Raw genomic sequence first — 20,499 nt, 5'->3', positions numbered from 1 at the left:
GGGATAATATTATCCAATAATTTATATTTGTACACTATATATCTATGATGTTGTCCGATATGAATATGCCAACTTTTTAAAAAAATCCCCTTTCTCACTTTTTCTTTATGCAATCAATTGTTGCTTTTCATTATTGTATTAAAAGAGAAAAAAACCCTCCCTCTACAATATATTTTGTAGAGAGAGGGTTATGACTAATTCACTAAAAATATTGGTTCATTCTTTTTTTCATCTATTGTATACGGTAATGAATAAGATGGTACAAAAGGTGAATCTTCAACTAAATGGAAGCGAATATCACTGTTTTCAGCTTTAATATCCCCAGCCTCCATTAATTGCATTAAGTCGGTACGATAATCAACGAATACTTCTCCGTCGCTTGTCACCACATACGATAGTTCGTTACCACTAAACGGACTAACAGCTTTCGGTTCTTCATTATAACCGATTTTAGAGAAATCTAATGAGTATACATTTTCACCGATATTATCCTTATATGGTGGATATCCTTCCATGCGAATTCGAAGAGTAATATCTCTGATTTCATCAGCAATACGTAAATCAGACAATTTCACTTTCGGATCATCTTCAACATCAATCAGTACATATTGAAAAACGCCTCCGGATTCAAATGCATTGCTAGGATACTCAGCCATATACTTTGGTACAAGTTTCTTAAAATCAATTGGATATTTTTGAAATAGCGGTGTATCTTCTTCGGTCGTTTTTATAGGTAATAGACCACCTGTCTCATCTTGATATTGCTTGATGGCTGTTTGTACGCGATTAATTTCATCCTCGTAAGGAATTTGATTTTTTGCTCTTTCTTCTTCTGGATACATACATCCAGATAAAAGAAGGGTTATGAGTATAAATAAGCTAGTTAAATAGCTCTTTTTTTTCATATACATCAACCTTTAATTATGTATTTTCAGGGAAAATCCCTTGCGATGTTCTATTCTGAAACGGGACCGCTAAATACGACTAGAAAAATAATGAGACCACTTACTACCATAAAACTATAGGCAAATAGAGCAGTTACCCCTTTCAATACCCCATTTTTCAACTTAAACCGACTTAAATAAATAAGTAAAATAGCAATAAACATAAAGCCCATTGAAGCAAGGGCAATCCACATTTTCATTAAACCAGGTGACATCTCATTCACTCCTTTTTCCGAATTGTATTATACCATACAGTTCGTTCGCTTTGACAGCATTATCAGATAATTTTATGTATTGCAGTAAAAGGCAAGCAATTATTTGACTAATTGAACATTCTCAATATCCATTGTAGGAATCCCCTCTTTGACTTCTTATTCTCCATTTATATGAATGGTAACATAGCAAGTCAAAGTATAAAAAATAACCGAGGAATAAGAAGGGGCTCCCTTATCCTCGGCAAATGACTAAAATACCCTATTCACCCTGTTCATTTTACCAGTTTGCTTCAAAGGCATTGTATGCAAAGGATAAGCCGCCCGTCTCCTCATATGCCTATATTTTTATAAACAGCACCAAATTATTAGTTAATCTTGATTTTGCGCCATAAAAATATCCGCAATATCTTCCATTTCATTTGTTTTTGTACGCGCCATTAGACGGTCAACTCCATCTTTAGCATCGATATCATTAAATAAAATGTCATATAGAACAGAAGTTATGGGCATTTGCACATCGTATTTCTCTGCTAATTGATAGGCTGCCCTTGTTGTTCGAACACCTTCAACAACCATACCCATATTTTCTAATACTTCATCTAAGTTTTTGCCTTTGCCTAGAAGATTCCCTGCACGCCAGTTTCTCGAATGAGTACTTGTACAAGTCACAATTAAATCACCTATGCCAGCTAGACCTGAGAAAGTTAGCGGACTTGCGCCCATTTTTACACCTAGTCTGGTGATTTCTGCTAATCCTCTAGTTACTAGCGCTGCTTTAGCATTATCTCCATAACCAAGTCCATCTGAAATGCCGGCTGCTAATGCAATAATGTTTTTTAATGCGCCACCAATTTCAACGCCAACAATATCCGGATTAGTGTATACTCTAAAGTTTTGGTTAATAAATAAATCTTGGACTTTTTCAGCTGCCTTCATATTTTTAGAGGAGACAGCTACAGTTGTCGGGTGACGCAAACTCACTTCTTCTGCATGACTAGGCCCTGATAGAACAACCACATCTTTTAAAAGGGTTTTAGGTGTCACTTCTTCAATCATTTCGGAAATTCTTTTTGAAGTATCTGGTTCAATCCCTTTACTCACATGTACGATGGTCAGTGGTTCTTTTCTCACTTCAGCTATGCTCTGTAAAACTTCTCTAATCGCTTTCGTAGGTACAGCTAAAATGATTGTTTCGATACCTTCTAATACTTGATCAAGCTTTGTATAACCTACGATATTTTTTGGTAAAGAAATCGCAGGTAAATATGCCTCGTTTGTATGGTTTTCATTAATTTCTTTGATTTGTTTTTCCTTGTGACCCCATAAACGCACTTCATGGTCATTATCTGCCAGCACCATCGCAAGGGCTGTACCCCAACTTCCGGCACCAATAACAGCTATTTTTTCTTTTTGACTCATCTTGCATTCACCTCATTTCAATTCATTTCGCCTATTTAAAAGAAGGAAAGGAACCGCCAATCTGAGAAAAACGTTAGTACAGCGGAAGAATAGTCGTTTTTTTACCTTTATTAATTGGCATATACTAAAGAGCCGCTGGTCCCATAAAGCTAGAAACATCATTATGTAAGGGACAGCTATTATGAAATGATGAGTCATCAAATCGTACAGCTGTCCGCTTTTACTATGCTAATAGTGAATAGTTTATTTTCGCTCTCTTGCAATAATTTTAATTGGCGTCCCTTCAAATCCAAAAGCATCTCTAATTCTGTTTTCAAGAAATCTTTCATAAGAGAAGTGTAGAAGCTCAGGATCATTAACAAATACGACGAAGGTCGGCGGTTTGATTGCTACTTGGGTAGCATAATATATTCGCAGTCTTCTTCCCTTATCTGTTGGTGTTGGGTTCATTGCCACTGCATCCATTATAACATCATTTAAAACATTTGTTTCCACGCGCATCATATGATTTTCACTAGCAATGTTCACCATTGGAATCAATGTATGAATTCTTTTCTTTGTCAATGCTGATAGAAAAACAATCGGTGCGTAATCAAGGAATTGGAAATGATCCCTAATATTTTGTTCGAACTTCTTCATTGTTTTCTCATCTTTTTCAACAGCATCCCATTTATTCACAACAATGATGACAGCCCTACCAGCTTCATGTGCATAGCCTGCAATTCGCTTATCTTGTTCAATGATACCTTCTTCTCCATCTAGTACAATGAGAACAACGTCAGAACGTTCTATGGCTCTTAAAGCACGTAACACACTATATTTCTCAGTCGTTTCGTACACTTTACCTTTTTTCCGCATACCCGCTGTATCTATAATGACATACTCATCACCATTATACTTAAGCTGTGAGTCAATCGCATCTCTTGTCGTTCCTGCTACATTAGAAACAATGACGCGATCTTCTCCTAGAATAGCATTTACTAAAGATGATTTCCCTACATTTGGACGGCCTATAAGCGAGAACTTTATGACATCATCATCGTATTGATTTTCTTCATGATTAGGGAAGCTCTTAGCTGCCTCATCTAATAAATCACCCAAACCTAAACCATGTGATCCTGAGATTGGAAACGGTTCACCAAAGCCTAGGGAATAAAAGTCATAAATCATTTGTCTCATTTCTGGATTATCAATTTTATTGACTCCAAGAACAACAGGCTTTTTTGCTTTATACAAAATTTTCGCTACTTCTTCATCCGCAGATGTCACACCTTCACGACCGTTTACTAAGAAAACGATCACATCAGCCTCGTCGATAGCGATTTCAGCTTGTTGACGAATTTGTTCTAAAAAGGGCTCGTCCCCAATATCTATGCCACCTGTATCAATAATATTAAAGTCATGAGTTAACCATTCTGCAGAACTATAAATGCGATCTCTTGTAACGCCAGGAATATCTTCAACGATTGAAATTCGTTCACCAACAATTCTGTTAAAAATAGTAGATTTTCCTACGTTTGGACGTCCGACAATTGCCAGTACTGGTTTTGTCACGAACATCACCCCTCAATTTCATTAAAATACTTGCTTATATTAATTTAATGTAAGCAAATTTGATTTAAAAGAAACCCTTCAACTAATGAAGGGTTCAACTATAATATATTACCAAACAGCCACCTTCCTTACAAGGAGAAGCTGCATATTCATTATTTAATGGCGGACAATCACGTACATTTCTTCAGTCAGCATATGAGCGATTCCGTCTAAAATAGCTTCTAAATTTGTAGCAATCACTTCCATTTCTCTTTTATCCTCACAATGAAACACGGCTGCACCACTAGGGACTTTCTTTGGGTTTGTTGTAATAACTGCAAGTACAAATTTATTGATTTCCATCATTTGTCCCTCCCTTTATTTCGGTACATGCATTTCTTTTGGCATTTTTATTGCATTTTCCAGAGTTGGTACACCACCAATTACTTTAATTGCTTTTTCAACTGTTCTTTCCTGAGGAAGAATGAATACCCCTACCCGCCCATCATCTAAATCCCGTTTAGCTAATGGCACAAGTGCTGGGGCACCGGAATCCGTAACGACCCCTAGAGCCGTTGAAACATCATGTAATATCGCTTGTCTTTGCCCTAAATTTGCAATGGTCGTATTTACATTAAAATTTTTCGGAACCAGAATAAAACCCATCCCATACTTTAAAATTTCTTCTTGTCTTTCCGGAAGTCCAATGTTCATAATATAAATGTTATCAACATATAATCCGGCTCCGTCGAAATGCGGCTTTACATATTTGATTTCCACGATATCTGATAACTTACCACCACTCATCATTACTTTTGATAACACGACGGCAATAGCAGCAGCGATAATTGCTACCCAAAGATTAAATAAGAGGTAAAATAATGTAGTAATAAGAGATGTAAACATGACTAAATAATTCCTGCTTTCAAAGGCAATAGCAATTCCTTCTATATAAGTCCTACCTCGGGGAACCATTTCATAACTATCTAACTCAGTTAACGTATTTCTTTCCATATTTCTAACCTCACGGAACTGTGAAGCAGCAACGGTTAAGAAGGTAATTGCAGTAAAATCCTCCTCCATGATTGACGGGATGGCAACACTGCCTAATCCAGCAGCGATAAAACCTAAAGCAATATGAATAATCTTCCCATGTAGATAGGTTGGGTACTGTCGATAATCTGTTCTTAACATATAAATCCTTGTTAATGTGCCAACAATTACACCTAAAACAACTGGATAGATATATTCATTCATGATAATTTTGCTTCTCCTTTACTAATGGGTTTAAGTTTCTTTCTAGGTAAGCAGCCAAATATTCAATCATATTCCATCCAGAAACAACTACAAATGCCATACTTAGGACATCAAGAAAGCCAAAAGATCCAATTTGGAAAGGAAAGCCATACTTTTGAATAATAAGGGCAAATATTACCTCCCCGTTTAATGCAGCAAATATTAATATACAAATACGGCTTAACGCTTGCTTATGAAGAAGTATGACTAAACACGCTAACATACCGGCTAACATCCAGTCACGGTTAAAAACAACCCAAATTGGATCAAACATCTCAAAGCAGAGAAAAGCACAGTAAGCAAATGAGACAATGAGCATACATGTAACCAAATAGAGAGGATGACCACATTGCGATTTTACAAAGAGAAAACTAGCGGCAATGTAGAGAAGAAAGAAACTCACACCAATTTCTGTCGTTCCAATTGAAAAATGATAAGGCGTAATGATAATAAGCAATAATAGTGCGAATGACGCTAAATAACGGTATGTATTTGCCTTACTTACGAAAAATGTGACAATAATCCAAAGCGACCAAGCAATCCAATAAAAGAAAAGACCTTCCAAATAAATACACCTCCTACTATCCCCATTATGGGTAGAAAATATGTAGTTTAATCTATTTGAATAAAAAATGTCTGATTTCTTATCTTAATAATTAGGAGGTGTAGATATGGGAAAAGATCGTCAGGAAAAAAAACTAAAAAGCAGTAAGAGAGTAGAATCAGATCGTGACCAAAGTATTCAATACGACGGGGCAACATCAATGCAAAGTCCAGAAAATGCACGCAAATTAAATAATAATGAATAACTTAAAAGAATTGTGAAACCTCTTAGTAACGCGAATACTCTTTATTTAACTGTTTTACTTTAAGTATTTTTGTCCTTTTCGCGTATTAGCGCGACTTTTGTTTTGTATTCAGTCAACAAAGTCGCGCTCTTCTTTTTTATGACTTTGATTAATGATATAGTTTAAAAATCAAAAAACTTTTAACGTAAAAAAAGAGACTACTTTTGTAAGTAGCCTCTTTTTTTAAACATTATTTTGAATGAATCATTCTTGAACTGTATGTATGTGTATTCACTTGGCGCTGTTGCAGCCACTCAAGCACTTCTCCCTTAAAAATAAGGGGGGCAAGTTGTAATTCGTTAAGATTGCTTGCACCTATAGCTGTCATAATTATTTTTAATTCTTCATGAAGGGAAGTCACTTCTTTTACTACTGCTTCATAACCAGAATCCACTAAGATCTTCAAGAAATATCCTGCCATTCCTACACCGTTAGCACCAAGCGCAATAGCTTTTGCAATATCCATACTCGTCTGAATTCCACCAGATGCAAGTATCGTTATATCACTATGTGATTGTGCTTCAACAATGGAAGTAGCAGTCGGAATCCCCCATCCATCAAAGAACGACAGTACCCTCTCTCTTCGTTCGTTTTCAATTTTAGAGAAATTAGTGCCACCATAACCACCAACATCCACAATATTAACGCCAACACCTTTTAGCTTTTCTACTGCTTCACGACTCATACCGAATCCTACTTCTTTAACGATAATTGGTACATCTAAGTGATTTACAATCTTCTCGATACGCATGAGGGCATGCGAAAAATCACGATCTCCCTCTGGCATCGTTAGCTCTTGGACGACATTTACATGAATTTGTAATGCATCTGCTTGTATCATCTCTACAGCATCTTTGGCTTGATTTACCGTGGCTTCGCTACCCAAATTGGCAAATATTAGTCCATCTGGATTTTCTTTCCTTACAATTTCATACGAAAAGCGTTCTTCTGAATTTTTTATTGCTGCCATCTGCGAGCCTACTGCCATCCCTACCCCTGTCTCTTTAGCCACCCGCGCGAGCAGGCGATTAATTTCAAGTGTCTTTGCACCACCGCCACCGGTCATTGCATTGATAAAAATAGGCGAACTGAGTTGTAGTTCGCCTATTTTCGTTCCCAAATGAATCTTTGAGAGAGATGTGTTAGGTAAGCTTTGATGTACAAAAGAAACACAATCAAATCCAGCGTTATTCGTTTGACCAGTTGTTAGCGCATATTGAATATGATCCCATTTTCTCTTTGCTCTCGTCACTATACTACCACCATTATTTATTTAATTTCTTTAACTGTTCACCAATCATTTCACCTAATTGGAACCCTTTAGACTCTTCAGGCAGTTCATAATCAGTTGGTTCTTCTTCTTTTTCAACAAGATCTTTAATGCTTAGAGAAAGTCTTTCATCGTTCTCATTCACATCAAGGACTTTCACTTGCACTGCTTGACCTTCTTTTAATACTTCATGTGGTGTGGCAATATGTTTATGTGCGATTTGAGAAATATGAACAAGTCCTTCCACTCCAGGGAATACTTCTACAAAAGCACCATAAGATACAAGTCTTTTCACTGTGCCTTCTAACACACTACCTTTAGGTGCTTTTTCAGCAATACCATCCCATGGACCAGGCAAAGTATCTTTAATAGATAGTGAAATTCGTTCATTATCCTTATCTACACTTAGTACTTTTACTTTGACAGATTGACCTTCTGTAACAACATCTGAAGGCTTAGCAACATGCTCATAAGAAAGTTGTGAAATATGGACTAAACCATCAACACCACCGATATCAACAAAAGCACCGAAATCTGTAATACGTTGTACAGTTCCATCAATCACGCTTCCAGCTTCAAGCGAACCAAGTAATTCTTTCTTTTGCTTTCCTTGTTCCTCTTCAACAACTACACGATGAGAAAGAATTAAACGATTTTTATCTTTATCTAACTCAACAATTTTAAAAGCTAATGTTTGACCTTTATAATCTGAGAAATCTTCAACAAAATGTGCTTCAACTAAAGAAGCTGGTACAAATCCGCGAACTCCAAGGTCAACGACTAATCCACCTTTAACAACATCTTTGATTTCAGCATCAAAAACTTCACCGTCATTAAATTTTTGTTCTAGCTGTTCCCAAGACTTTTCAGCATCTACTTTGCGCTTAGATAGTACGAGCGCTTCTTCTTCTACTTTTAACACTTCTAATTGTAGTTCATCACCTTCTGCAACAGCATCGCTAGCTGTTTCTACATGAAGACTTGATAGTTCACTAATTGGAATAATACCATCTAATTTGCTATTTTCGATATCGACAATCACTTGCTTCTCTTCTACTTTTGTCACTTTACCATTTACTTTATCGCCAACTTCAAAATTTGCTACTTCAATTTCATTCATTTCTTCTGACATATGTATTCCTCCTTAATCCAATGGCTAATTTCATTTTCCACTTATAAAATGCAATCTTACAAAGTGTAAATTGCACTAAATAAACTAGAGTTGTAAAACCACTTTGATCCTGAAATATAAAATGCCTTTTTATAAACTTCTTACAAATAGCACCTTTTGTCAAGTAAGAAGGTTTAGCGATTCTGTTCGATTAATTTTTTAATTTCATTCATAATGATATCCGTTGTTTCTTCTGCGTTGACTTTGTTTGCCCGGATTTCATCCATTGGGATAGGCTTTCCGTAGACAACTTTTAATTTCTTAAAAGGTTTATACGGGCCAATGATGGCACAAGGTACGACAGCAGCATCAGAACGAAGAGCAAAGAACCCTGCACCAGCAAGACCTTTACCAACTTCTCCCGTTTTACTCCTCGTCCCTTCTGGAAATAAACCTAAAACATGCCCTTCTTTAAGAACCTTTAACCCTTTTCTCAACGCTTCACGATCACTCATTCCTCTTTTTACAGAAAAAGCATTCAGATGTGGTAATAACTTCCCTAAAACTGGCACGTTAAACAACTCTTCTTTTGCCATAAAGTGAATGTCTCGTGGCGCTGTAATCCCTACAATTGGCGGATCCAGGTTATCAATATGATTGCAACATAAAAGGACGCCACCTTCTGCTGGGACATTCTCCCTACCTTTCACATCCATGCGATAAACGGGCTTTAATAAGCCGTATACTAAAGAGCGTGCAAATGTATATACACTCATATTATTGAATCCTTTCCTCAACCAACTTCATAATTCTATCAACAACTTCGTGAATGCTTAGTGATGTTGTATCCAATTCCACTGCATCCTCAGCTTTTTTGAGTGGTGCAACTTCCCTTTCCGAATCTAACTTATCTCTATTAGCAATTTCCTCTTTTAAAAGAGCTAAATCTGAAGGAAAACCCTTTTCTAAGTTTTCAGCGTGGCGTCGAGCTGCTCGTTCATCCACTGATGCTAAAAGAAACACTTTTACTTCTGCATCAGGTAAAACATGTGTACCAATATCGCGGCCATCCATCACTACACCACCTTCTTGACCGAAGCGTTGTTGACGGGCAACCATTTCTTCTCTTACCTGCTTATGTTTAGAAACCGTAGACACTGAATTAGTTACTTCAGCTGTTCTAATTTCCGTAGAAACATCTAACCCATCTAAAAGAATACGTTGGCCAGATTCTCCAGGATTTAAGACAATGTCTGTCTCTTTTAACAAATGAATTAAAGATTCTTCATCATTTATATCTATTTCTGACTGCAACGCTTTAAATGTTAACGCGCGATACATCGCCCCTGTATCTATATAAATATAATGAAGCTTCTCAGCTATGATTTTAGCAACTGTACTTTTCCCCGCTGCTGCAGGTCCATCTATGGCAATTGATATTTTATTCATAAACCCTCCTGAAATACCTATACAAATATATTCTTTACGTTTTATATTCTATCATAAATTCACTTAATTAGTTGTAATGATTATGTGTCATTAATAATCCCCTCTTCTAATAAGGAGTCTTTTTATTAATTAAAATAATATGGTCGTTTAAAAAAAATAAGAGAAACACTAAAAAAGGATGTTCTCAGGAAGAACAATCCAAAAGGTCTGTAAAGCTATTGTTTCTGTTGGCCTGACTTTCATCATAAAATCAAGTTAAGGCCTATTTAAGTAAAATACTTCCTCATCATTATATTCTAAATGATGATTCACTCCTTCATATCTTGTCACTTCATTAAAATCCGGAAATAGATGTAAATAATGAAAAACGGTTTGAAATAATAGTAACAACCCAAGATGAAAAATGATTAATAGTATGAGTGTACGTTCGAATACTTTCACCCTTCCACCTCCATTAATCATTATGGAGACACAAAAGAGATTTTATGCTGTTCTGCTTAAGATTGTTTACTTTTCTTCATATGAAGTAACTGTTGTTCGAAGCAAAACCTCATCATTGCTTGTCTATCTTCTGCATTTATTTGTGGAAATCTAAATGATATAACGAGACGCCCATCTGCTAATGCCTCTTTCCTTACATATTCTGACGCTAAAACAAAGGAACGCTTTTTACCTTCTATCACAAGTGTAAAACGCAATAAATAGGGCGATGGTTTATACAAATAGGTGAAATGATTAACAACTACAGCTATTCCCCCTGCACTTATATTTCTACTTATCCCTATAATAGAATGAGACATCCCTTCACCTACGGGTTGAATTTCAACAGATTCATTGAAATCAACTCTAACATACTCCCTCATTTGTTCCTTCTCATGAGTAAATTCTTTTGCATAAGCAATTTTCAATAATGGTGTTGACTGCATCATTCGACCGACCACTCTTCCAGAGAAGAAAAACATTTTCCCATTTGCATTGTAAGCAACACACTTAATTCTTCTTCCATCTACTAAGTACATTTTCCGATTCGTTTGTAAACAAACGGGATAATGAATATGTAATATATCCTCTTTAATTTCAGCAATTCTAGATATGTACTTGCCCTCACTTGATAGATAATGTTCTATATACAATTGATCACCTGGTGACAATGTATTCCCTCCTAATCTTTTCTACTTTTCCTTATTTTATCACTTAACTGTTACAAAAGAACTATATTTTTATTTGAATGAGATGAGATTTATTAACATCATGGTATAATCGCATTACTCTATTTAGTCCTAATTTTTTTCTACGTTTATATTTCATCTTCATGTCTTTATTTAGCCAATGATTTCCATAAAAAAAACAAAAAGAACCCTTTTCGGGTCCTTATTTGCCTTATACCACATCTTCATAAATCGGTTCTGCATTTTGCAATTTTTCTACTTTTTCTTCTCTTCCATTTTCACTATTAATATAGATGCGATACGTGTCTTCACCTAATGTCCCAGTAAATTCATAACAAAGTACTTCTTCATTACTATCATTCAATATAATCGCTAAACGGTCATCCATAATTTTTAGTTGACTATTGATTTTTTCTCTTGCTTCCTCTTTTGCTAACACAGCTTGAGGAATATCTCGCTTATGATGGGATTTCAAATAATCCTCTGCTGAAAATCCTAAAATTTGCCCATTATCTAATGCTACTTTCATCTTAATTGAATCTGGGTAAATTCTTACATCGTCCTGTTTAGACACAAATGTAAACACGCCCATTTGATCATATTGCACACTTTCAAATAGATCAAGATCTTCAAATTCATTATCCCTTAAAAATTTCACTGCTGATTGATGAGCATCTTCCAGACTAATTTTTTGTTGTTTTACACCTCTTGCCGTGATAAGCCAAATAGGATAACCGCCCTTTTTAGTAATATCTAAATTGGTTTCTATACTTTCTTTAGGAGACCTTAGTGATACACTAAAAAATCCATAATCCGATCCTTCGCCATTTTCTGCCACGGTTGCTTTAACATCATCAGGGGATTGCGCATATTTCTTCGCTTCTGATACAGCTTCTTTTTTAGATATTTCTTTTCCTTCTAAGTATTGATAGTTCTCATCTTTCTTTTGCATACTTACAAATGCGGGACCTAAATCCGTTTCATCGTATCCCTCAACTGTTTTTTCGACGGTTTGAAAGCCGTCTATAATTGTATTATCTGCTGCTTCATTATTTGTAGCAAGCGCTGTTTCTACATCCATCCAACGTAAGTCATTTTTGACGACCATATGCTGCACATTCCGTAATTCTGATTGAATATCTGCTGCCTGCTTATATAATCCTTGTAAAGACTGATATTCTTCATCAGTCAATGGGTCTTTATCCAAGTCTCTAATCGCTGCCTTATAACTAAACTCACCAATTTGTGCTAAAAATTCTTCCGTCTTATTAAATGGTAAAAGGGATAGTGGTAGTTGACCTACATCTGAATGTGCTTGAGAGGTAATTCTCCAAACATCCGCAAGCGCAGGAGACAGTGAACTTCTAGAATTCATTGCCAATGTAGATCCGATTTTATCATGTAATACATCGATTTCATAAGTGAGTTCATGAAATGCACGTTGATAATTGTTTTCTGCGTTAATTAATATCGCATTTTTCTCACGATGTTCTTGATAACCCCAGACAGCAGTTCCGATAACACCAACTGAAAGAACAGTTATGAGTATTCCTTTTAACACGTGACTTCACTCCTTATTTACAGAAAATATGTTGTCCAATTTTTTTAATTTGTGGCCTTGTCCAAATCCATGGACTTGTTGCAGTATCTGGATTAAAGTAATAAAGGGCATCTCCACTCGGATCCCAGCCATTAATTGCATCTATCACTGCTTCCCTCGCTGTTTCATTAGGTGTTAGCCAAATTTGCCCATCTGCAACCGCCGTAAATGCTCTTGGTTCAAAGATCACACCATAAACCGTATCTGGAAAAGACGCACTTTCTACTCTGTTCAATATTACTGCCGCTACCGCTACCTGCCCTATATAAGGTTCGCCACGCGCCTCACCGTATACCGCATTTGCCATCATTTGTATGTCGTTTTCCGAGAATCCACTAGGAACATTTGCTGAAGTTGTACCACCGGAATTACCACTTGATGCATTACCATCATTTTGATTTGATCCACTATTATTAGCAGGTGCTTGTTGACTTAAATCCGTGCCGCCATAATGTGTAAATGAATTCCCTTGATTAATTTGATTCTTCACATATTGCTTATCATAATTTGACGCACTCACCAACTTTTCCTTCGTACCAGAACCAGCAAGCCCATCTATATCCAAGCCAAATTCATATTGAAAATTACGTAATGCCCAATATGTGCCCCATCCGAAGACCCCATCGATTTTACCATTATAGAATCCTAAATATTGCAATCTTGCTTGTAGCTCAATGACATCATCGCCTATCGCTCCTTGTCTAATCACTTGATTCGAAAAAGCATTTGCCGACTTATCCAATTCAGCCATTGGAATAGTCGTCGCTATAAGCAGTAGTATTAGCATCACTTTAGTAAACATCAATAGTTGTTTCATCATACTAACCTCCAAAAATACATCTTTTCATCTGTTAAACAATCAGGTAACCTAATATGGCGTTTTGCAGGCAAAAAATGATGGCTGTAACAGTTAATCCTCGATCTCATCTTTTTTCACGTTTACTAATCAGCGAGGAAGCTAACAATACATCTATTTTTTGTTCCAATTGGCTTTTTATACAAATTCAATGAGAAAATCATTTGGATAAATATAGCATTTACAGGGTGGTCATCAAATAGAGGCTAGTACGCTTGAGATTTAACGATTTTTATAAAATTCAACTTCTATGTTAAATGTTGTGATTACTTATTTTCCTTTAGAAGGTATCCGTCAGCCGTAGGAAGCTTGGTGATTTGACAAAAAGAAAAGAAGGCGGATTTGAGTGTACTCAAATCCACCTTCTTACTTTATCTGAAACTCATTACTCATAGCCTCTTTTTAACCTATGTTAACCATAATTTGTTCTTGTATCTTCTAATGATTGATTATATTTAGCACTTAGTATTCTCGCTTGTTTGGCTTTTTTTAGCCCCATCCACCAAAGAAAGATCATAAATGGAACAATAAACAGCAACCAATTTTCTAATGTTAATAAAATATAATCATATGTTCCATGCAAAAGAAAAGGAGTTGCTAGAGATAGGCATAGCCATTTCCCTCTAGATTTTTTCGAAAACTTTCCTTTTCCTAAATAATAGCCCATAATTACACCAAAAAGAGCATGACTAGAAACCGGGAATAACGCACGACCTAGCGCATGCTCTATACCAAGTGTCAATAAATAAAAGATATTCTCCAATGTTGCAAACCCAAGTGATACTGCTGCGCCATAAACAATGCCGTCATACGGTTCATCAAAGTGCACATGGGGGTAAATAATAATAAGTAGGATAAACCACTTAAAAAATTCCTCAAGCATACTAGAAGAAAGAAAAGCAGAAACAAAATGAGAAGTAAACACTTGTTCTACTTCAAATACATATTGGATAAACATTATGGGAAACACAAGAAGTGCCCCAAATAAAAAGGTTCTAAAAACCATCGAAAAGGGCTCAGTCTCATATTGATCTTTTAAATAAAAGTAACTTAATAATGCCAAGCCAGGAGCAATGGCAGCAGATATTAATCCCAGCATGGGCTGTTCCTCTTTTCAAAGCTTTTCTTTAATCGTATCATGTATAGGTAAGATTGAAAATAAATTTACCAAAATAATTACATATTAATTGGAGGTACCAAGTTGGATAAAAAGAAAATACTCCTAATTCATACAGGTGGGACCATTTCTATGAGTGAGGATGTTGAAACAGGTGCAGTATTAACAAATGAAGAAAACCCATTAACAAGACAAACAAAAGAGTTAAATGAGCTTGCACACTTGATCGTCGAAGAACCATTTCAATTACCCTCTCCCCATATTACGCAAAAAGAAATGCTTATATTACGAAACTTAATTCATTCTTACAAGGATAAGGTATCTGGTGTTGTCATTACACATGGTACTGATACATTGGAAGAAACCGCTTATTTTCTTGACTTAACAGTAAAGGGTTCTTTGCCGATTGTTGTGACTGGGGCTATGCGCTCTAGTAATGAAATTGGCTCAGATGGATTATATAATTTGATTTCTTCTATTCGTGTAGCCATTTGTGATGAAGCGGATGGAAAAGGCGTTTTAGTAGTGCTGAATGATGAGATTCACACAGCTGAAAATGTGACAAAGACACATACATAGAATTAGTTATAGGTACTTTTATGATCCTATGTATGGTCTTTAATTAAAAAGGAAATTGTATTGCCTCAAGTCTATCCCCTTAAAGAAAATTTACAGTCACTCTTACTTCGCTCAGGTCGACTTTCTTCCATATAATATGACTAATAATTGACTTATAGATCGCATTCATTTTTTCAGGACTGCTTCCATTTTTAATAAAATCTACTACATTTTCTATTTTATTAATTCTTTCTTGATTAGTCACCAATGAAAACGAGCCTAAATTTTTCTTATAGTTTTTCAACTCATCTTCTAACTCTAATATCTTTTCTTGTCTCACTTTCATTTTTTTCTTTGCTTTTTCTGCTGTATACATTCCTTCTTCAAATGCCTCTTCAATTTTTTCTAAAGCTCCTTCATTCTTATCTAGTTCATTTTCAAGCATTTCTATTTTCTCTAAAAGAATTCGTTTTTCTTCATTGTTAGTTTGTTCATTATTTATTCTAATTAGGTTCTTCTTTATTTTAATTAGGCTTTCATAAATAGCGTCTTCTGCAAGCTGAACATTGCCTCCTTTACACTCATTGCAGCTAGTGCATTTTTTAAAAAACATTTCACCTTCTTCGTTTTTTTGGATAGTAAGTGTATTACCGCAGTTATAACATTTAACTAATCCACTAAGTGAATTAATATTTCCACCCTTGGAATGTGATCTTTTATATCCCATAAGATGCATTATCCTCATGTGCTGTTCTTCTGTTTTTAAGGGAGTGTGACAATTTTTCACTGTAGTCCATTCCTCTTTTGGTTTAACTCTAAATGGCTTTTTATCCAAGGATTTTGTTTGTGAAGTTCTAACACCTTCTGTTTTATTGAATACTATATGACCTAAATGGACATCGCTTTTTAATAATGCGTTCACTGTAGTAGGAGACCATAAACCATTTCTAGGGGAAGGGATTTGCTTCTTATTTAGATTCCATGCGATATCATGAGTAGACTTTCCATTCAAAAACTCATTCAATATTAAGCTTTTGTATATCTCCGATTCTTTTGGATGAGGTTGCAATTTTTTCAATTCAGCGTTATAGCTATATCCAAACGGTGCTACCCCATTACTCCATCTACCCATTCTAAGTCCAATTTTTCTGCCAGTAGATAGACGCTTTGTAATCATTTTATATTCTCTTCTTGCAATAAACCCCTTAAAATCCATTGTTTCTTCATCACGTTCATCATTATAATCATAAATTTCAAAAGGGTTTGCTTGAATAATTAATGTATCTGTACTTTTAAATAATCTTCTAATAGTGTCTTGATCAGTCCCACTACCACGACCAAGTCGGTCAAAGTCAAATACTAAAACCGCATCATACATCCCTTCTTCTACATCTTTAATTAACTCTTTAATTTTCACTCTGTCAGCTATTGATTCACCAGAGCCAATCTCAGGATACTCAACATAGTTCCATTCATGTTGCTCACAAATTTCTTTCATAATTAGTAGATGCTTCTCTAAATCTTGGTCTACTTCACCTCTAGATTTACGAGGATAAATTGCTACATTCTTAATAGCATTTATCACTTTATTGGTTGAATATAGTGTTTGCAAATTAATTACCTCCCTTTATAAACGACTTCTACAGTGAATAGTTTCTCTCGATTTACATTAATTTCTGTTAGTTCCCATATGGTTGTTGTTTGTTCACGTCTTAGCCCTAGTCGATAAGCAGTTTTTTTGATTTGTTCCTCTGACCTATGATTGTTGAGTAATTCTTTAACTCCTTTTGCTCCCATTTTTTCATAATTCTCTAAAACTATCTTTTTCTCTTCATCTGACCATAAATCATTACGTTGGATAATAGAATTCGATAACCTTGATTGTTTAGCAACTTCAGGTCTTTTTTTTATTCCTAGCTGTTTGGCTTTTCTTAATATCTGTGTATTAGTATATTGTGGGAAGAATTCCTGTAATTCATTTGAAGTTTTTATGTGATAAATTTTTTTTAGTAATTCAGTTTCCTCCAAAGACCAATTGGCTCTCACTGTTAATACCTCCTGTTAAATTCTATTAATACTACTATATAAAAAATAGAGTAGATTGTAAATGATTAACAATCTACTCTATTACATTAAAAATACTTATTTATCGCCTTTACTAAATTAACTTGAATATATTCAGGCATTAGTCTTAGTATTTCTTCTTCAGCTTTATCTTGAATATGCTTATGCTTAATAATTTTCAAAGGTTTTCTCATGCTATCACTCTCCATTCCTATTAATCAGTTTCTCTAATAAACTATTTATGTAGTATCTATACCTTACTTTCTTCTTCACGTTGCTAATCTCTATTCCAATCTCTTCGCATATGTCCAAACTTATACTCGATTTATTTACCTTGGCTTTATATGTATGTTCCTTAATTTGATTCTCAGCTATGTATTTATACTTTAAAAATTCATTAATTGGTACATAATATGTAGAGTTATCATAAGCTCTAAAGTTAAATATGAATCCTGCAACTAATCCATCATATTTACTTGCATTCTCCAAGGCCTTAATTTGATGTTTCTTAATTATCTTTTCACTAAAGCTAACTGACTTTGCTTTGGTTGATTTAAGCTCAACAGGGAATAAATTAGGTTTCTTATATATAAAGCAATCAAAATCATTCTTCGATACAGCAGTGTTAGCTTTAAGAAACATAGGATTTACATCCTTTATTCTATAGAAGAAAATCGATTGATCTGATGCTGATTTCTTTAAATCTTCTTCAAATTGCTTTCCTTCTTTACTCAATTAGATTATCACCCTTTATAAACTAGAAGATTAGTGAGATACTAGTCTCCTAGTACTTTTATCGTTTTTGAAAGTTAGTCAACTCTCTTATCATTGCTAGTAAATCTTTACGTGTTAATACAGTATCGTTTCTATCTTGAATATCAAGGTATTGTTTCTGTAAGCGTTGGATTGCTACTTTAGAAAAGCTTTCTAAGCTCATGTTAAAAGTTGGCTTATCTAGGATGGCTAGTGAATTATAGAAATGATCCCTGCTACTATCAAGTAAGCAATCTACTACTGTTTGCATTTTTAGTGCTCCATTTTCTATTGCCATCTTATAATCAACATCTATGTATTTAACTGAAGGGTTTCTTTTTAGTTCGCTAACATTTTTTGTAGATACGGTAATTTTTCTTTTATAATCACTAGGCTCTAAGTAAGATTCTTTCTCTACAACGTATAAGTCGTATACTTTCCCTTCACTTTTAATATCTGGTGTATGTAAGCGAACCACTTCATCTTTAAAGATTAGTGCATTACCTACTATTTCAAATTTATAAAAGTTTTGTAACCACTTAAAAGTATCAATTAAGCTGTTGTACTGATGTTTCATGTTGGAAAATAGGACTGTTTTAGGCTTGTTTTCTAAAATATATACCGCTACCCCTACTCTTTTACCAGCTCCACGACACCAATTAATTTCAATTTCTCTTTCTTTAGCATTTGCTAGCTCTTTTTGATATGTAAAAAGTTTTAACATCTCTCGCTCACTCTCCGTTTTTAATTTGATTAATAAGATTTCAATTCTAATTTCATTTTTTCAATTAACGATTTCTTTTCTTTAAGAAGTTTAATTTCTTCTTTAACCAGTTCCGATTCTTCGGCATATGGTATCCTTAATTGTTTCTGTTTATCTTTTATTGTTTCCAATAGCTCATTTATAAGAAATAGCTCTTCCTTTAAAACTTCATATCGTGTCATTTATTCTCACCTCCTTTCAATATAGTTTTCAACTCATTTTGCAACTCCTCTACTTTAGATTTCTCCTTTAAGTAAGCTGTCCTATAAGCGTCAGTTTTTTCTAGTTGTTCCTCATGTTGTTCTTTCCAATAATTTGATAGTTCTCTAGCCTCCTCTAAGCCTTCTTTAAATACTTTGCTCATATAGCCAGTGCCCTCAGAAGTTAAGGTAAATTGAGCAATAACTTTTGTAGCATTAATATACCGATTAACAATAAACTTGATTTCGTTTTGCTTTAATTGCTCTTCTTGGAATACTTTTCTAATAATCTCTTGGGTTACTTTTTCAAGTTCAGTTGCGATACCAACCACTCCATTCTTTATATCCCATGAAGTATTTTTCGTTATTGTTTAGTTTCTTAATGAATATCCAATCACTCACATCTAGAGAGTTAGTTTTATTTATTATGCAATTTTCATGACTACATTTAACTCCATTAGTAGTAAACGATAGAACATGCTCCCTACTTCCTTCAGAGTGGATGTGTCGGTCATGGCCAGATGGAGTTTTTATATTTTCACTTTGTCTCAATGATTCTAAAATAAGCACTTTTAACCACCCCTATATTAATTTATTTTCAAATAAAACTGTTATTTTATTTCTCAACTTTTTTTCCTTTTAAATAAGTCTGCTCTCTTATGCTTATCGAGAACATCTATTAGATTTTCTATCTTGTCTGCAATATTGTTCTTTTGTAAGGTTTCTTTTTTAAAAAGCTTCACCACTTCAAAAGTGAGCTCCAATAATACTTCATGTTCTTTCATGCTTATTTGAGAGATTCCTTGTCCTTTCATTGTCTCTATAATCTAAGAATGTACTAGCAGTTCTGTGTCAATTACTTCAATCATATCTAGCAACTTCATCTTTATGCCTCCAAATCTATTCAGTTTCTAATGCACTTCTATCAATTCTTTTCAACTCATTGACAATACGTTCAAAGCGCTCTCTCTTCTCTGGAGAATTCGGATCTTTATATCTAACTCCTATTTCGAGAACCCAATTGGGTTGAAATTTTTCTGTGAATCTAATCCATTTTTTCAATGATACAAAATTAGGCAGCCATTGTTTGCAAATGATTTCCCCTAGCCTATATATTTTTTCGTCATCTACAGACTCATGAAATACTATGTGTGTAAAGTCTTGCCCTCTGTGTCCATAGCAACAATATTTTGTTTTCAACCCGAGCTGAAAGTTTAATACATCAATAACTTCTATCATTTCTTTGTCAATGTTGTCATATGGTATACCTTTATTAATAAACTTTTCTCTTAAATCGTTCATCTATTAACTCCTTTATTGACTAATTTATTATC

The 20,499-nt window shown here is 34.8% G+C and carries 25 protein-coding genes and 1 pseudogene; 2 read left to right on the top strand and 24 right to left on the bottom strand.

Annotation, left to right across the window (positions count from 1 at the left end; translation table 11 throughout):
- Positions 1-194: 194 nt before the first annotated feature.
- The 7 genes from LCM23_RS13435 to LCM23_RS13405 all read right to left on the bottom strand — a co-directional run bounded on the left by LCM23_RS13435 (position 195) and on the right by LCM23_RS13405 (position 5,972).
- On the bottom strand, positions 195-905 hold the full coding sequence (locus LCM23_RS13435) for a hypothetical protein (RefSeq protein ID WP_224937425.1): 711 nt from the start codon (positions 903-905) through the stop codon (positions 195-197).
- Positions 906-955: 50 nt separating this feature from the next.
- On the bottom strand, positions 956-1,159 hold the full coding sequence (locus LCM23_RS13430; RefSeq protein ID WP_095372749.1) for a DUF2768 domain-containing protein: 204 nt from the start codon (positions 1,157-1,159) through the stop codon (positions 956-958).
- A 369-nt stretch (positions 1,160-1,528) separates the two neighbouring features.
- Positions 1,529-2,578 carry an NAD(P)H-dependent glycerol-3-phosphate dehydrogenase gene (locus LCM23_RS13425; protein ID WP_224937424.1) on the bottom strand — a complete coding sequence of 350 codons (1,050 nt, stop codon included), beginning with the start codon at positions 2,576-2,578 and terminating at the stop codon, positions 1,529-1,531.
- Positions 2,579-2,821: 243 nt separating this feature from the next.
- Positions 2,822-4,132: a ribosome biogenesis GTPase Der gene (gene der, locus LCM23_RS13420; protein ID WP_095372747.1), complete on the bottom strand. Its 1,311-nt coding sequence runs from the start codon at positions 4,130-4,132 to the stop codon at positions 2,822-2,824.
- A gap of 156 nt (positions 4,133-4,288) precedes the next feature.
- Positions 4,289-4,474 (bottom strand): capping complex subunit for YIEGIA, encoded by a 186-nt coding sequence (locus tag LCM23_RS13415; protein ID WP_224937423.1) that lies wholly within the window; start codon positions 4,472-4,474, stop codon positions 4,289-4,291.
- A 15-nt stretch (positions 4,475-4,489) separates the two neighbouring features.
- Positions 4,490-5,368: a YIEGIA family protein gene (locus LCM23_RS13410; protein WP_095372745.1), complete on the bottom strand. Its 879-nt coding sequence runs from the start codon at positions 5,366-5,368 to the stop codon at positions 4,490-4,492.
- The gene (locus LCM23_RS13405) at positions 5,361-5,972 is read right to left on the bottom strand and encodes a YphA family membrane protein (protein ID WP_224937422.1); all 612 of its coding nucleotides are present in this window, start codon (positions 5,970-5,972) and stop codon (positions 5,361-5,363) included. The genes LCM23_RS13410 and LCM23_RS13405 overlap by 8 nt, the downstream gene beginning before the upstream one ends.
- 106 nt (positions 5,973-6,078) lie before the next feature.
- Between LCM23_RS13405 and LCM23_RS13400 the strand changes: the two genes are divergently transcribed.
- Positions 6,079-6,216 (top strand): YpzI family protein, encoded by a 138-nt coding sequence (locus LCM23_RS13400; RefSeq protein WP_224937421.1) that lies wholly within the window; start codon positions 6,079-6,081, stop codon positions 6,214-6,216.
- Between the two features lie 229 nt (positions 6,217-6,445).
- Here LCM23_RS13400 and fni read toward each other — a convergent pair whose 3' ends face one another.
- The 9 genes from fni to prsW form a co-directional block, all read right to left on the bottom strand.
- The gene (gene fni / locus LCM23_RS13395; RefSeq protein ID WP_224937420.1) at positions 6,446-7,507 is read right to left on the bottom strand and encodes a type 2 isopentenyl-diphosphate Delta-isomerase; all 1,062 of its coding nucleotides are present in this window, start codon (positions 7,505-7,507) and stop codon (positions 6,446-6,448) included.
- Positions 7,508-7,520: 13 nt separating this feature from the next.
- Entirely contained in the window at positions 7,521-8,657 is a 1,137-nt protein-coding gene (rpsA, locus tag LCM23_RS13390) for a 30S ribosomal protein S1 (RefSeq protein WP_224937419.1), read from the bottom strand.
- Between the two features lie 173 nt (positions 8,658-8,830).
- Complete coding sequence (locus LCM23_RS13385) at positions 8,831-9,412, bottom strand: lysophospholipid acyltransferase family protein (RefSeq protein ID WP_224937418.1); 582 nt, start codon at positions 9,410-9,412, stop codon at positions 8,831-8,833.
- 1 nt (position 9,413) lies between these two features.
- Entirely contained in the window at positions 9,414-10,085 is a 672-nt protein-coding gene (gene cmk / locus LCM23_RS13380; RefSeq protein ID WP_224937417.1) for a (d)CMP kinase, read from the bottom strand.
- A gap of 255 nt (positions 10,086-10,340) precedes the next feature.
- Positions 10,341-10,526 (bottom strand): DUF5359 family protein, encoded by a 186-nt coding sequence (locus tag LCM23_RS13375; RefSeq protein ID WP_224937416.1) that lies wholly within the window; start codon positions 10,524-10,526, stop codon positions 10,341-10,343.
- Between the two features lie 56 nt (positions 10,527-10,582).
- Positions 10,583-11,236, bottom strand: a complete 654-nt coding sequence (locus LCM23_RS13370) for a flagellar brake protein (protein ID WP_224937415.1) — start codon at positions 11,234-11,236, stop codon at positions 10,583-10,585.
- Positions 11,237-11,465: 229 nt separating this feature from the next.
- Positions 11,466-12,815 (bottom strand): germination protein YpeB, encoded by a 1,350-nt coding sequence (gene ypeB / locus LCM23_RS13365; protein ID WP_224937414.1) that lies wholly within the window; start codon positions 12,813-12,815, stop codon positions 11,466-11,468.
- 13 nt (positions 12,816-12,828) lie between these two features.
- On the bottom strand, positions 12,829-13,605 hold the full coding sequence (sleB, locus tag LCM23_RS13360) for a spore cortex-lytic enzyme (RefSeq protein ID WP_373370920.1): 777 nt from the start codon (positions 13,603-13,605) through the stop codon (positions 12,829-12,831).
- A gap of 517 nt (positions 13,606-14,122) precedes the next feature.
- Positions 14,123-14,809, bottom strand: a complete 687-nt coding sequence (prsW, locus tag LCM23_RS13355) for a glutamic-type intramembrane protease PrsW (RefSeq protein ID WP_095372734.1) — start codon at positions 14,807-14,809, stop codon at positions 14,123-14,125.
- Between the two features lie 102 nt (positions 14,810-14,911).
- On the opposite strand from prsW, the pseudogene LCM23_RS13350 reads away from it, so the two are divergent.
- Positions 14,912-15,403: pseudogene (locus tag LCM23_RS13350) on the top strand (asparaginase); the annotation flags it as partial.
- Between the two features lie 82 nt (positions 15,404-15,485).
- Here the strand turns inward: LCM23_RS13350 and LCM23_RS13345 are convergent.
- From LCM23_RS13345 to LCM23_RS13315, 8 genes are all read right to left on the bottom strand, one after another.
- Positions 15,486-16,970: a recombinase family protein gene (locus LCM23_RS13345; protein WP_224937643.1), complete on the bottom strand. Its 1,485-nt coding sequence runs from the start codon at positions 16,968-16,970 to the stop codon at positions 15,486-15,488.
- Positions 16,971-17,002: 32 nt separating this feature from the next.
- Positions 17,003-17,431, bottom strand: coding sequence for a hypothetical protein (locus tag LCM23_RS13340; RefSeq protein WP_224937412.1), 429 nt, complete (start codon positions 17,429-17,431; stop codon positions 17,003-17,005).
- Positions 17,432-17,517: 86 nt separating this feature from the next.
- A complete protein-coding gene (locus tag LCM23_RS25920; protein WP_263624235.1) occupies positions 17,518-17,643 on the bottom strand; it encodes a hypothetical protein in 126 nt (41 codons plus the stop codon).
- A 4-nt stretch (positions 17,644-17,647) separates the two neighbouring features.
- Positions 17,648-18,184: a Holliday junction resolvase RecU gene (locus LCM23_RS13335; RefSeq protein WP_224937411.1), complete on the bottom strand. Its 537-nt coding sequence runs from the start codon at positions 18,182-18,184 to the stop codon at positions 17,648-17,650.
- Between the two features lie 58 nt (positions 18,185-18,242).
- A complete protein-coding gene (locus tag LCM23_RS13330; RefSeq protein ID WP_224937410.1) occupies positions 18,243-18,926 on the bottom strand; it encodes a hypothetical protein in 684 nt (227 codons plus the stop codon).
- A 29-nt stretch (positions 18,927-18,955) separates the two neighbouring features.
- Positions 18,956-19,147, bottom strand: coding sequence for a hypothetical protein (locus tag LCM23_RS13325; protein ID WP_224937409.1), 192 nt, complete (start codon positions 19,145-19,147; stop codon positions 18,956-18,958).
- Positions 19,144-19,497 carry a hypothetical protein gene (locus LCM23_RS13320; RefSeq protein WP_224937408.1) on the bottom strand — a complete coding sequence of 118 codons (354 nt, stop codon included), beginning with the start codon at positions 19,495-19,497 and terminating at the stop codon, positions 19,144-19,146. The genes LCM23_RS13325 and LCM23_RS13320 overlap by 4 nt, the downstream gene beginning before the upstream one ends.
- A gap of 568 nt (positions 19,498-20,065) precedes the next feature.
- The gene (locus LCM23_RS13315; RefSeq protein WP_224937407.1) at positions 20,066-20,467 is read right to left on the bottom strand and encodes a hypothetical protein; all 402 of its coding nucleotides are present in this window, start codon (positions 20,465-20,467) and stop codon (positions 20,066-20,068) included.
- Between the last annotated feature and the right edge of the window lie 32 nt (positions 20,468-20,499).

The sequence above is a fragment of the Cytobacillus kochii genome, from assembly GCF_020171845.1.
GTDB classification, from domain to species: domain Bacteria; phylum Bacillota; class Bacilli; order Bacillales; family Cytobacillaceae; genus Cytobacillus; species Cytobacillus kochii.
This window is presented reverse-complemented; position numbering and strand designations above follow the sequence as displayed.

Bases quoted from the DNA above. Each gene is read 5' to 3' on its own strand.
- LCM23_RS25920 (WP_263624235.1), bottom strand. From the start codon at position 17,643: ATGAGAAAACCTTTGAAAATTATTAAGCATAAGCATATTCAAGATAAA.
- LCM23_RS13325 (WP_224937409.1), bottom strand. From the start codon at position 19,147: ATGACACGATATGAAGTTTTAAAGGAAGAGCTATTTCTTATAAATGAG.
- prsW (WP_095372734.1), bottom strand. From the start codon at position 14,809: ATGCTGGGATTAATATCTGCTGCCATTGCTCCTGGCTTGGCATTATTA.
- sleB (WP_373370920.1), bottom strand. From the start codon at position 13,605: ATGGCTGAATTGGATAAGTCGGCAAATGCTTTTTCGAATCAAGTGATT.
- LCM23_RS13415 (WP_224937423.1), bottom strand. From the start codon at position 4,474: ATGGAAATCAATAAATTTGTACTTGCAGTTATTACAACAAACCCAAAG.
- LCM23_RS13315 (WP_224937407.1), bottom strand. From the start codon at position 20,467: ATGAACGATTTAAGAGAAAAGTTTATTAATAAAGGTATACCATATGAC.
- LCM23_RS13330 (WP_224937410.1), bottom strand. From the start codon at position 18,926: ATGTTAAAACTTTTTACATATCAAAAAGAGCTAGCAAATGCTAAAGAA.
- LCM23_RS13410 (WP_095372745.1), bottom strand. From the start codon at position 5,368: ATGAATGAATATATCTATCCAGTTGTTTTAGGTGTAATTGTTGGCACA.
- LCM23_RS13425 (WP_224937424.1), bottom strand. From the start codon at position 2,578: ATGAGTCAAAAAGAAAAAATAGCTGTTATTGGTGCCGGAAGTTGGGGT.
- cmk (WP_224937417.1), bottom strand. From the start codon at position 10,085: ATGAATAAAATATCAATTGCCATAGATGGACCTGCAGCAGCGGGGAAA.
- LCM23_RS13430 (WP_095372749.1), bottom strand. From the start codon at position 1,159: ATGTCACCTGGTTTAATGAAAATGTGGATTGCCCTTGCTTCAATGGGC.
- LCM23_RS13435 (WP_224937425.1), bottom strand. From the start codon at position 905: ATGAAAAAAAAGAGCTATTTAACTAGCTTATTTATACTCATAACCCTT.
- rpsA (WP_224937419.1), bottom strand. From the start codon at position 8,657: ATGTCAGAAGAAATGAATGAAATTGAAGTAGCAAATTTTGAAGTTGGC.
- LCM23_RS13400 (WP_224937421.1), top strand. From the start codon at position 6,079: ATGGGAAAAGATCGTCAGGAAAAAAAACTAAAAAGCAGTAAGAGAGTA.
- LCM23_RS13385 (WP_224937418.1), bottom strand. From the start codon at position 9,412: ATGAGTGTATATACATTTGCACGCTCTTTAGTATACGGCTTATTAAAG.